Below are 12,302 nucleotides of genomic sequence, written 5' to 3' on the forward strand. Positions count from 1 at the left end.
TCCCCTTAGTCCGACTCGGCTTCGAGCCGTTGTTGATCAGGGGAGCGGTAGCCCGGCGCCAGCACGGCATTTCGCACGCCGTAGATGGCCAGGTGGTCCTTCAGCCACAACCGGTACTCGTACCCACGCAAGCTGTGGTCGGGCGTGCAGTCCACACTCCATTGGCGAAGGATGTAACCGGCGGTGGCTGCCCGCAGCTTCATCCGCAGCACGCCACCCTGCATGCTGTAGTCCATCTCGGTGATCTCCGGCCGGGGTTGATCCGGGTGCGGCACCAGCTCCAGCTCGACGATCCGGGTCCACTGAATGTCCTGATCGCTGGCCTCGTGGGGCGAGACGGGCTGCCCCTTGAGCAGCACGGGGCGTTTGATCCGGGTGATGACGAAGTCCCGGAATTCCTGCGATTTCCGGTCGAAGGCGCGGACGTGCCAACGCAGACCGTTATCGATCAGCGCGAACGGGACGATCTCCCGCTCGGTGCGGCCACTGGAGATGGAGTGGTACTCGATGCCGAGCGGACACTCCTGGTGAATCGCCCGGGTCACGCTCGCCAGCACATCCAGATCCTGATGCGTGAGCCGTGAGGGGCTCTCGCTGGCCACCCACGCCTTGAGCCGCATCGGCTCACCGTCGCCAAAGCCCTGGGTCAGCCACGACAGCACCCGCTCCGAGGGGAAGTCGAAGACGGGGCGGAAGTCCGGCCCCAGGACGTAGGACTTGCGCTTGGAGTCGTAGTCAATGTTGCCCGGAGCCAACTCCTTGTACAGCGCCAGATCCCTCGATGCGGCGGCGGTCTGGATGCCAAACCGCATAACCAAGTCCTGGCGACGTAGCTCCCCGATGAAGCGCACGCGCAACTCCACGAACGCGAGCCGGTCGCGTTGCGGCTGGGTTAGATCTGCAAGCTGTTCGTTCGACATTCTGGCTGGCTCGTTCGAGTTAGCGAACGCTTGTACCGGCAATAGTGATGAGTAGTTTAACGATTAGTATAGGTGATCTCCAGAATCTATCTGGCACACTTTTTTGATTTGTGTATGCGTCGCTTAATGATTGGCGGGGGACGAGAATGTAGGTGCCACCGCACGGAGTTCGGCCAACCCTCACGAAGCCTGGCCGCTGGGGCGGCTTCGTGACCTGAGCTGATGATCGTCGGGGTGGCGGCAGCTCTCCATGGGCGCGGAGGACATTGAAAGTGGCTGCACCGGACGTTTGGCCTGGTTTTCGGCACCAGTATGGGCGCGATCATCACGTCACTGAACGCGCTCGACTCACAGCGCCGAATCCATCTTGGTGATGTGCTGCAAGCACGTGCCTACCGCAATGTCGCATAAGACCCCTCCAGCCAGATCGCAGGCTTTGAAGACTCTCGCGCCTGAGGTCTCCGACGACGCAACGGTCAATGAGGTGAAGACAGGCATCGGGATCGTCCACGGCCAAGTGGCTGACCGAGCGCCCGATGATCTTCAAGAACAGGGGCCCGCAGATGCATGGCCGAGTCATATGTTCGCCCCGGGCTGAGGCGTGAACATTGCGGACGCCGTCAATCGTGCTAATTGACGACATTAGCTGCAAGTAAATTCTTACTCGTCAATGCGTACATGTATGAGGAGAGTGAAGTCTAGGTCGCCTCACATCACGAGCTGTTTAGCAAGCGTCTAAGAGTAACTGGTATAGGGGGGAGAAGCCTACGCGGACTTACCGTTTCTCTCCGCGACAGCCAACAACTCGGCAAATATCCTCATCAGCAGGCCAGCGACATTTATCGCTGGCCTTTTTATTATCTATCGGGAAAGGGTAGTGACATGGCGAGCTTTCATTTCGAGATCAAGAGCGGACGCAAGGGCGCGGCCGCGGATCACGCGGCCTATATTGCGCGACAGGGCTATCACGGGAAGCGGGAAGATCTAATTGCTACTGACTATGGCAACCTGCCAGCTTGGTCGGATAACGATCCCAAGAAGTTCTGGAGCGCTGCGGACAGGAACGAGCGCAAGAACGGCGCGACCTATCGCGAAGCGATCATCGCGCTTCCGGGAGAGCTTACGATCATGCAGAACACGGCTCTGCTAGCCGAGCTCGTGGCGAAGATCGCCGACGACAAACCCTTCCAGTACGCACTCCATGCACCAATCTCTTCCTTGGAGGGTGAGCTCAACCTGCACGGGCACGTGATGACGTCTGATCGCGTCGACGATGGAATTGAGCGACCTGCAGAAACCTTCTTCTCGCGCTACAACCCGAGGAAACCTGAAGCTGGCGGGCGCAAGAAGGCCAGTGGCGGACGCAACCGGATGGAACTGCGCGATGAACTGATTGCACTGCGCAAGACTGTCGCCGAAACCATCAACCACCACCTGGCAATCAACGGGCACGGGGCTCGTGTTGATCACCGTACCCTCAAGGAACAAGCAGTACCGCGCAAGGCGGAGCGCCATCTGGGACCGGCGCGAATCCGTCGCATGTCGGCACAAGAGAAGGCCGAGTACGTCGCGGTACGCGGCAGCGGTCACGGCGGGACAGCCTGATTTCAGCCGGCTTGCCGCGTGCTCGAACAGTCCATCCTCACACACGGCAGCCAGGCCTACTGGCCCCTGGGCGGCCTGCACGCGACGCAACGTGCCCTACTTGGGGCATAGTCGCATGCCGTGCAAAGGGTACAAGAGAAAAGCCGCCCTTACGGGCGGCTCGGGTGGAAGGTTCGCCGAAATTACAGGCGGCCAATTTGGCTGAACACATTGGGATTCAGGTGAATCCACAGCTTGCCCTTGCGCGCGCGCTGCTGCTCGTGACCCACCCAAATCGAGTCATCCCAAACCAGACGCTGGATCGCCGCCTCAAAACGGCCCTGATGGCGGATGGGTCCGCACTTGCGAACCTCGTTACGCAGCACCGAGTTGTAACCGTTCAGCCAGTAGCGCGAGTGCAGGTACACGGCCAACGCATGCACATCTTTCTGATCCTGCGGCACATCGTTGGCGCTGCCAAACAGATTGATGTACTCGTCGAAATAGTATTCGACCACATCCAGCGCCCGCTGCAAGGTCTCCATGCTGATGACGCTGCCGGCCAGACCCTCGAAATGGTGCATGCATGCAGCCAAGCGACCAACGATCTCCATCGACTTGGAGGCGAAATCGCGGACGCTCTCTAGCGCGCCGCCTTGCTGCAACTTCGGTTCGATGGTGTTCTGCACACTTACCCACAGCTCCTTGGCCTCAGGCGAGAAGGACAAGGTTGTCCGCGACGTGTCACCCGCCCTTGCGACGAGCTGCAGTGGCCTCGAGCAGTTCGTTCATGCGCTGGTGGAACCCCGGCAGATGCTCCCACGCCCGCTCGTCCAGCGACATGTAACGGAAACCTTGCGTAGATGCTGGCCAGCAAACCAAGAAGCGCGCGAGGAAGCCGGATTCGCGTGCCATCACGCCACGCTTGTCCATGAAGCCCTGGAACAACTTCTCCTGAATCATGAAGCTCACCGTGACGCGCGGATCACGCACCTCAATGCTGTCGTCGGCGCGATCGAAAGTCAGCAGGCTCGGGCCATCCCAGGCCTTGTTGAGCGTCGCCAGCTTGTTGGTCGCACCGCCATTGAGCACGATGCTTCCTTCGTCGCTGAGGATAGCGATGCACTTGCCATCACCCTGCAACGCTTCCATCAGCGGCCGCTCGGTGACGCTTTGGTAAACGATGCGGCAGCGCTCCGGCTTGCTCGGTTCCGTTTCGGCATGCTCCTTCAGCTCACGGCGCAGATGCTCAGTGTCCTCGTCGTTGCTAATGGCCTTCACCAGCTTGCGTTGAATGGCCGCGTCTTTCGCTTGCCAAAAACGCAAATCCGCTTGGTAATCGACCAGCGCCATCTTGTACTCAGCCGCCTGTTTGGCATCACGCGCGTAGATCGTGGCCAGCACGATCTTGTCGGTGGCGGTTTTACGCTCACCCGAGTCGGCAATGGTCCCCAGGTAGAGTGCGCACGGACTGACCTGCTCGGTCGGCAGCTCGACATTGACGTCGCCTTCGGCGCAGATCGACAGACCAGTTAAGAACGCGCCCGCGATGAGTCCATCAGGTGCTTGCAGATTGGCGCGCACTTCCTCCAACGCCAGCCGGATGCTGTTATACAGCGCATGGATCGGGAAGCCCTTTCGATAATAGTTCTGGCTCATGATGCGCCCTCCTCGGCACAGGCTTCGCCAGCACTTGCCTTGGCTTTGGAAGCCATCAGCTCCTTGAACCGAGACGGGTGCAGCTTCAGGCCCATCTCTTCGAGCTTCTTCAAGATCGCCTTCTGAGTAACGTTCTGTTCCAGCATTTCGACGATCACGGGGTACAGCAGCGAGAACAGCTGGCTCTTGCGGTGTATTTCCTTGGGTTTCAGGCTGCGCAGAGCTGCCGCGATGTCAGCAGCGTGCGCCTGCACATTTTCATTAGTCATGCTCATGGATCTTTTCCTTGCACTGAATGGTTGCGTGCGCCACGGGATATCCGCGCGCAACGGGTGCAAGTCGTGGATGTCGGGTCAACCCGCGACCTGCATGCTGCCTTCCGAGAAGACAGGCAAAGGCCACGTAGTCAGTTCCCGACATCACCTCCTCGTGCCTGCATGAGGCAGCGAATGAAGTCGTCGATCTCATGTTCGATAAAGCCCGTGCTCTTACCCAGGTGCACAGGCTTGGGGAGACCAGGTTTGTAGCTTGGCGACTTATCATCGAGCCAGGCATACAGAGTGCTGCGCCCGATGTTCAGTCGAGTGGCGGTCTCACGGACGGGGAGGATCCGCAATGCGGAAAACGAATCTGCGTTCAAGTTCGCACCAGCAAGTTGTTGCCCAGGTGCGCACCCTAACTAGATCTATTAAATCAATGGCTTGGATAGCCCGCTATAAAAATTTACAACGGCTATTTGCTAAAAATCGCTCGTTGGCGCGTGCCGGCGCTGCGGTACGGGATCTATACGGTCCACACCGTGCTGTCCCTCGAGGCGCTTCTGGACCTCATCCATCGTTCAGCGCGCTCTGACCCGTCGCCTGTGCCATGGCACATCGACCACATCCACTTCTGGATGACTCGGAAGAACGAGGAAGATTCAGGACAGTCGACGTTTCCGCCACCTTCAACGTGATCGACGACTTTAGCCCTGATGCCTTGGCGGCAGAGGTCGACCTCAACCTGCCCGCGGCGCGGGTCATCCGCATGCTGGAGCGCATCGCGGCTTGGCGCGGCTATCCGGGCAAGCTCCGCGTGGACAACGGGCCGGAGTTCATCGCACTGGCCGAATGGGCGAAACGCGAGGATATCGCGCTGGACTTCAGCGAGCCGGGCAAGCCCACGCAGAAAAGCTTCATCGATTGCTTCGACGGGAGCTTTCGTCGTGGCGTGCTCGACATGTACATCTTTCGCACCCTCACCGAAGTGCGTGAGAACGCGGAACGGTGGGCGGCCGACTACAACAATGAGATTTCGCACGACAGCCTCGACGGGCGTCAGTCCGTCGAATTCCGACTTCAGAGTTGAATCCGCCCGGCAACCGCTAATTTAGCCTGGCACTGATTTGTGGGAGTCGACACAGCGATTTGGTATGTTCTTGCATGTGTGTGGGGGGGGGGTGCGTGCCAATCGCCCCCCCGATCTGCAAGCTGTGCGTGCTGGCGTTCGTGCCCAGCCGCTCGTTCTTTTTGTAACTCGAGCGATACGGCAATTGCGAGGTTCTTACGGCTCCTCCTGCGCAAGAATGTTTTGTATGTCCTCTCGCTTACATAGGGCTCGCCACTTGCGATCTGGGTCATTGTAGTTGTCGAAGTTTTCGATGGCTTTGTTGTATTCCCTGCGCAAGGCAGCTTTGTCCCATCCTCTCTTTGGTGGCTTCGCGGAGCGCAACTTAGCTACGATCGCATCTTCAATCTTCTTTGCGTTTTCCCCCTTCTTTTTCCCGCCTCTGCTTCCGCTCTCTCTCAGGGAAGAGCGAAGATCAGCTTCGCCTTCGCGCGGGTAAACTGCCTCCTGGGACGCAATGAGGTAGCCGATGGCATTGGCTGCCTCAACAAGAAAGTACCAAGCGTGATCGGAGTTCTTGCGTTGATGTGCCCTAAGTGCCTCGCTCAGCATATCCACTGCAGCTTCATGACGGACTTCATGCAGGAACCTCGCCACTGAGTCGTTGGTCTTATGAAGCGCATGATCCTTTAGCGATCCCATCAGATGCTCGTATGTATCAACGAAGCTCTTGGGTTCGTGAGCTATTGTCCATTCACGTTCATGGTCCATGCTTTCTTTCTCCTGAAAAATTGATGCGAGCCATTCATCGCTTTACCATGTATTCATGAGGCCCACTGATTCACCTGCTTATTGGATTCGTCCGGTTAACTTTCAAAAGCCCGCGCAGCGATCTTTTCAACGAAACGGATCTCTCCGGAGTTGTCGATACGTTTGAGTACCCATTCTCCGGCAATCTTCTTTGGTGCGTAGACCTCTAGATCCGTGTCACGCAGAAGTACGTTGCGGAGGACGCAGACCCGATAGCTCTGGCTGTTCTCCTGGAGCTTGGAGTACTCATTGGGGGTCAGTTCGAATTGGATTGCATTGCCGATGTGCCCCTTCACCTCGATCAGAAGCCGTTCGTCGCCTTTCCTAGCTTCAAGGTCCCAGCCCCGGTTGTCCTGCTCGAACGATTCGACCTCGTATCCGTGCTTTTTGAAGTGGGCTTTGGTTGCTGCGACGGCTGCCTGCTCAATTTTTGTAATCAAGTCTTCATCGGGTTCGCCCCCCCATCCGCCTCGTTTTCCCTTGGTTGGCTTAGCGGGCACTCCTGCCGCATCGTCGATGAACTTGCGGAGCTTAGCCACAAAGCGCGCGGAGTCCGGATTGTCGATGGACGGATACCAGACGTTGGATTGGCCGGGGTACCCTTTCTGTCCATGCGGCACTGAGAAAGTGCGCTCATCCTCCGGAAGCAGCACAGCCTGCTCGGCATCCACTTCGCATAAGTAATCCAAGCCGTCCCAGTCCCCCATTCTTTTCCGGCCTCGGCGCTTGCGATAGGCCTTGTGGAAAACGGTGGCATTTCTGTACCAACCGATCACCACCTGGCCGACATCGGGACGGCGAGCGATGAAGACGATATCGACGCCGGCAAGTTCGTCACTCTCTTCACACTTCTCGTCGGGCGCGATCCGGTTCAGATCGACACCAGCGAAATGACGGGTCATTACGTACCCGTAGCAGCGTCCGCCTTCAGAGCGAAAGTTCCACATCTCTCCACCGTTGCCGTTTTTATCAACATACGCGCCGCCGCCAGTGATCTCGCCGACGCCGGCATATGACTGCATGTACCCCACTCGAAAAACAAGCAACGGATTTGCCACGAGCACTCCCCCTGAATTTTTCCCGGCTGATCGGCCATCATCTACACGGAGGTTATCAATGTTTATAGTGCCCGCTCATGTCGGGTAAACATTAATTTCCGCTAAGCGCTGAACATCTCGCTGTTGCTGACCAGGGGCGCCGCGAGGCACTACCGGCTACCTTCTGCGCCCAGAGGCCAGGGGCGCAACCTGTCTGTGTAGCGGATGCGCGGCACCGAAGTCACCCTGGAGCGTGCCTTGGCGTGGAGTTCAGGGCTGATGCGGACGATGCGCACCGTCACGTACAAGCAAGTGGTGCAGAGCGCTTTCGTCCTGCTTGTGACTTTGCTACTGTCAGACCGTGGCTTCGGCCGCCGTTTCGGTGCTAAAGGCAGTGGTAGTTGCAGGAGTTGTTATAGCGATTGGTTCGGATACGTTCTTTGCTCACGTAAGCGTGGCTCTGTTTGTAGAGTTGGTTTTCGAGTTGTTCGCTGACCGTGTTGAGGAGACGACGATGAACAAAGAAGGCGAGATTGGTGCGGGGATCCTGCGTGGGCACTGGTGTGTGGACCGTATCCGAATCAAGCGGCTGTAAGGCGAATGTGTAGACACTGACCGTTGGCCCGGGAGGATAGAGGGTTCGATTCCCTTCCCCGCGCATCCATTCCAAGCCCTGCCAAGTGCGGGGCTTTTGTTGTTTGGGCACCCGGTTGACATGGTGGAGGCTGGGCGGCAACAGCGACGTGTCCAGCGTACCCATGCCGCCTTTTGCGCGAGCGGCGCCGTGTTTTATCCTCGGTCGGCCAATAGCTGGCTGCGTCAGCGTCTGGCTGTGATAGCGGGATGCCATGCCCGGACTAGGTAAGAGCTGCCGAACCGCCTTGCGCTGCCGCAACTGGCGGGTAGCCCGGCGCCACCCGTCTGCGTCTCCGATCGAATCACAATCAACGCGAACATCGTTAAAGGTCTATCCGGAACCTTCCAGCCGCAGCATGCGAGCTTCGCGAAAAGTGAGTAAGAAAGCGAGTAAGAATGCCAGGCGCGCGCACCAAAGAAAATTGCTATCAATGACATAGACGGACTTTTCTAGTGCTGGTGGGCCACCACTTCGCGCCACGGACTTTTGACGTCCTGCGCAATTCAGGCTTGCCCAGCTGCGCGATTGCGCGATCCACCATAGCTTGGCCGACCATGGGGAAAGCGCATGCATTGGCATGAACTCCGCCCGTAAAAGGTTACGCATAACGGGTGACCTGGATTGAAATGCCCTTGTCATTCAGCCGACCTACGGTGGGCTGCACGACAGGCAACCAGCGACCATTTCCCATGGATAATTCCCGACGCCGTTTCCTGGGCGTCGCCGGCGGATTCGCCGGTGCATGCGTTTTCGTCGATACATGGCGCGTGGTCCAGGCGACGGATACGCCGATGGCCATGCCGATGAAGCAACGGATGGCCATGCCGGCCCTGGCCGCGCCGAACGTGCCGCTGGTGAACCCGGTGACCATGGCAAGGTTCGTCGATGCCCTGCCGGTGCCACCGATCGCCCTGCCCGCGGGCAAGCGTGCCCACCCCGCGTTTGGAGGCCGGCAGCTGCCGCTCTACCGCATGCCGATGCGGGCATTCAGTGCCAGGGTGCACCGGGATCTGCCGCCGACACCGCAATGGGGTTACGCAGGGTCCACGCCTGGCCCCACGATCGTGACGCGCCGCGGCGAGCCGGTACTGGTGGAATGGGCCAACGAGCTTCCCACCCGGCATTTCCTGCCTATCGATCACGGTATTCATGGCGCGGAGAAATCTAAACCCGACGTTCGCACCATCACCCATGTGCACGGCGCGCGCGTTTCCGCGCCGAACGACGGTTGGCCTGAAGACTGGTACGTGCCGGGTAAATCGTTGACCGCCCTTTACCCGGGTGACCAGGACGCCACCACCTTGTGGTACCACGATCACGCCATGGGCATCACGCGGTTGAACATCTACGCGGGCCTGTTCGGCAGCTTCCATGTGCACGACGACGACGAGCAAGCCCTGGGGCTGCCCTCGGGCGAATTCGACATTCCGTTAATGCTCTACGATCGCCTTCTCGCCAAAAGCGGCAAGCTTTACTACCCGGTTTCGGAAGATCCGGAGGCACCCTGGGTGTCCGAATGCCGCGGCGATGCGGTGCTGTGCAACGGCAAGCTGTATCCGTATCTTGAAGTGGAGCCGCGCCGCTACCGCTTGCGGCTGATCAACGTGGCCAATACCAGCTTCTTCAACCTGTCGCTGTCACATGGCAAGCCGTTCCAGCAGATTGGCAGCGACCAGGGGCTGCTGGCAGCGCCCGCCGATCGCCGGAGCATCGAACTCTATCCGGCCGAACGTGCCGAGGTAATCGTCGACTTCAGTGCTTATGCAGGCCAGTCGGTGCAGCTACGCCACCAGGCCGACGGCATCGTCGAGTTCCGCGTTCGCGCCAAGGGTCGTCGCGACACTTCGGTGGTACCGGCCACGTTGCGGCAGGTCCAGCGCATCGATCCATCCACGGCGGTGCATGACCGCGTGCTTGCACTGGGCGAGCAGGACGATTCGGGCGGCAATCCGATGACGATGCTCCTCGATGGAAAGATGTGGAGCGATCCCATCAGCGAAAAACCCAGGAAGGGCACGGTTGAAACCTGGACGTTCGTCAATGTGACCGGCGACGCACATCCGATCCACCTGCACCTTGTGCGCTTCCAGATACTGGAGCGCCGTCCGTTCGACCTCTTCGCGTGGAACGCCCGCAAGGAACTGAAGTTCACCGGGCCATCGATACCACCGGCTGCGCACGAAGCCGGCTGGAAAGACACCGTGCGCTGCGACCCCGGGATGGTCACCCGCATCATCACGCGCTTCGACGGCGAGCCTGGCAAATACGTCTGGCACTGCCATTACCTCGAGCACGAAGACAACGAAATGATGCGCCCCTACGAACTGGTCTGAACTCCGCTTTTGGTTGCGGTGGTAACGATTGTTCGCAACATCTTGCGTCGACACGTGACCGTCATCGCACTCTCACGCATTGTCGCCCGCGCGCCAACGATCCGTCACATGTGGGGTAGATGCTCACGGCGGTCGACGGGCCACCCACAACCTTAGTCGACGAGAATCAGGGGGAATACTTCCAGTAGGGAGAGATTCACAATGGTTACATGGTTGCGCCGCACACGGCTTTTGCCGTTGTTGATCAGTGCGCTCACCGTCGGCCTCGCCGGCGTCGTCAGCGCCCAGGACACCACTCCGCCCGACCGCGATGCCCGATTCCGCCAGAACGTGCCCGTGGTTCCCTCCAAGACCCAGGTTGGCCTTCCCGGCGGCGTCGTCGTATTGCACAAGCCGACCCAGGGCCAGGACAACAGCAACAATACCGCCACGCCGATCAAGCACGTGATCCTGCTGATCGGCGAAAACCGCACGTTCGACCACGTTTATGGCACCTACACCGCGCCGAAGGGGCAGTCGGTGGACAACCTGCTGTCCAAAGGTATCGTCAACGCCGACGGCACGCCGGGTCCCAACGTGGACCTTGCCACGCAGTTCATGGCCTCAAGCACCGGCAAGTTCGACATGTCGCCGAAGAAGGCCGGCAAGTACAAGATGCTTCCGCAGATGAACACCGGCGGCGCACCCACCGCGGCACCCTTTGCTTCCGCGGCGCAGGCGCAGGCCATTGAGCCGGCCCTGCCCGATGGCACCTACGACATGCTCGCTGCCGGTGGCACGGGCCTGCCCAACGGCGTGGTCGATACCCGTTTCCCCGCCAAGCTCGCCAACGCGCCGGTGGACATGCATGCGTCGATCAGCTACGACGCCTACGCCAACAGCCCCGTGCACCGCTTCTTCCAGATGTGGCAGCAGCTCGATTGCAACACCAGGGCCGCCACCGCCGCCAACCCCAGCGGTTGTCTCAACGATCTGTTTCCCTGGGTGGAGACGACCATCGGCGCGGGCAACAACGGCGCTCCGCTGCCGGCGAACTTCACCGACCAGACCACCGGTGAAGGATCGACCGCGATGCAGTTCCTGAACATGGCCCAGGGTGATGCGCCTTACTTCAAGAAGCTGGCCGAAAAGTATGCGCTGAGCGACAACTTCCACCAGTCGGTGATGGGCGGCACGGGTGCCAACCACATCATGCTTGGCTTCGGCACCTTGATCTACTACGCCGACGCCAACGGCAACCCGGCCACCCCACCGGATAACCAGATCGAGAATCCGGACGCGCAGTTCGGTACCAACAACTGGTGGGAGCAGGACGGTTATGGTGGCGGTTCGTACGTCAATTGCGCTGACGAAAGCCAGCCGGGCGTGAAGCAGATCAAGAACTACCTGCGCTCGCTGCCGTACCTGTCGTTCAAGGGTACGGACTGCAAGGCCAAGGCCTACTACCTGGTGAACAACTACAACCCAGGCTACCTGGGTGATGGCACGCCGGCTCCGCTGGGCGCCGACCAGTTCACGATCCCGCCAACCACGCAGGAGAACCTGGCGCTGCTGCTGGAGAAGCACAAGGTTTCCTGGAAGTACTACGGCGAAGGCTTCGGTGGTGGCAAGGAAGACGGCGAGGCCGGTACCTTCTGCAACATCTGCGATCCGTTCCTGTACTCCACGCAGGTCATGACCAACCCGGAACTGCGCGCCAAGAACCAGGACATCAACGACCTGTACAACGACATCCAGAACAACACGCTGCCGGCCGTTTCCATCTCCAAGTCAGACGCCATCCTCGATGGCCATCCCGCCTCCTCGAAGCTGGACCTGCTCGAAGGCTACGTGCGCAAGATCGTCGAAATGGCCCAAGCCAACCCGAAGGTGTGGGACGACACCGTGATCATGGTGACCTTCGATGAAGGTGGTGGCTACTACGATTCTGGCTACATCCAGCCGATCGACTTCTTCGGCGACGGCACGCGCATCCCGCTGCTGGTGGTGTCGAAGT

General features: G+C 59.5%; 11 protein-coding genes and 1 pseudogene. 4 read left to right on the forward strand and 8 right to left on the reverse strand.

Annotation, left to right across the window (positions count from 1 at the left end):
• Positions 1-5: 5 nt before the first annotated feature.
• Positions 6-920 (reverse strand): helix-turn-helix transcriptional regulator, encoded by a 915-nt coding sequence (locus tag VGM71_RS02250; protein WP_331542155.1) that lies wholly within the window; start codon positions 918-920, stop codon positions 6-8.
• Between the two features lie 882 nt (positions 921-1,802).
• Between VGM71_RS02250 and VGM71_RS02255 the strand changes: the two genes are divergently transcribed.
• Complete coding sequence (locus tag VGM71_RS02255; protein WP_331542156.1) at positions 1,803-2,525, forward strand: MobA/MobL family protein; 723 nt, start codon at positions 1,803-1,805, stop codon at positions 2,523-2,525.
• 182 nt (positions 2,526-2,707) lie between these two features.
• On the opposite strand, the gene VGM71_RS02260 is transcribed toward VGM71_RS02255, so the two are convergent.
• The 4 genes from VGM71_RS02260 to VGM71_RS17625 all read right to left on the reverse strand — a co-directional run bounded on the left by VGM71_RS02260 (position 2,708) and on the right by VGM71_RS17625 (position 4,803).
• Positions 2,708-3,232: a DUF3987 domain-containing protein gene (locus VGM71_RS02260; protein WP_331542157.1), complete on the reverse strand. Its 525-nt coding sequence runs from the start codon at positions 3,230-3,232 to the stop codon at positions 2,708-2,710.
• Between the two features lie 16 nt (positions 3,233-3,248).
• Complete coding sequence (locus VGM71_RS02265) at positions 3,249-4,163, reverse strand: YfjI family protein (RefSeq protein ID WP_331542158.1); 915 nt, start codon at positions 4,161-4,163, stop codon at positions 3,249-3,251.
• Positions 4,160-4,438 carry a hypothetical protein gene (locus VGM71_RS02270; protein ID WP_331542159.1) on the reverse strand — a complete coding sequence of 93 codons (279 nt, stop codon included), beginning with the start codon at positions 4,436-4,438 and terminating at the stop codon, positions 4,160-4,162. Before VGM71_RS02270 ends, VGM71_RS02265 begins: the two co-directional genes overlap by 4 nt.
• 131 nt (positions 4,439-4,569) lie before the next feature.
• On the reverse strand, positions 4,570-4,803 hold the full coding sequence (locus tag VGM71_RS17625; protein ID WP_414675076.1) for a helix-turn-helix transcriptional regulator: 234 nt from the start codon (positions 4,801-4,803) through the stop codon (positions 4,570-4,572).
• Positions 4,804-5,086: 283 nt separating this feature from the next.
• On the opposite strand from VGM71_RS17625, the pseudogene VGM71_RS02275 reads away from it, so the two are divergent.
• Positions 5,087-5,510: pseudogene (locus VGM71_RS02275) on the forward strand (integrase core domain-containing protein); the annotation flags it as partial.
• 195 nt (positions 5,511-5,705) lie between these two features.
• Here VGM71_RS02275 and VGM71_RS02280 read toward each other — a convergent pair.
• The 3 genes from VGM71_RS02280 to VGM71_RS02290 all read right to left on the reverse strand — a co-directional run bounded on the left by VGM71_RS02280 (position 5,706) and on the right by VGM71_RS02290 (position 8,186).
• Positions 5,706-6,260 (reverse strand): hypothetical protein, encoded by a 555-nt coding sequence (locus tag VGM71_RS02280; RefSeq protein ID WP_331542161.1) that lies wholly within the window; start codon positions 6,258-6,260, stop codon positions 5,706-5,708.
• Between the two features lie 95 nt (positions 6,261-6,355).
• Complete coding sequence (locus tag VGM71_RS02285) at positions 6,356-7,357, reverse strand: DUF3883 domain-containing protein (RefSeq protein WP_331542162.1); 1,002 nt, start codon at positions 7,355-7,357, stop codon at positions 6,356-6,358.
• A gap of 364 nt (positions 7,358-7,721) precedes the next feature.
• Positions 7,722-8,186 (reverse strand): hypothetical protein, encoded by a 465-nt coding sequence (locus VGM71_RS02290; RefSeq protein ID WP_331542163.1) that lies wholly within the window; start codon positions 8,184-8,186, stop codon positions 7,722-7,724.
• 476 nt (positions 8,187-8,662) lie between these two features.
• On the opposite strand from VGM71_RS02290, the gene VGM71_RS02295 reads away from it, so the two are divergent.
• Complete coding sequence (locus tag VGM71_RS02295) at positions 8,663-10,306, forward strand: multicopper oxidase family protein (RefSeq protein ID WP_331542164.1); 1,644 nt, start codon at positions 8,663-8,665, stop codon at positions 10,304-10,306.
• 201 nt (positions 10,307-10,507) lie between these two features.
• The coding region (locus tag VGM71_RS02300; protein ID WP_331542165.1) for an alkaline phosphatase family protein at positions 10,508-12,302 on the forward strand (1,795 nt) is incomplete at its 3' end.

The sequence above is a fragment of the Luteibacter sp. genome (assembly GCF_036499525.1).
Classification (GTDB): domain Bacteria; phylum Pseudomonadota; class Gammaproteobacteria; order Xanthomonadales; family Rhodanobacteraceae; genus Luteibacter.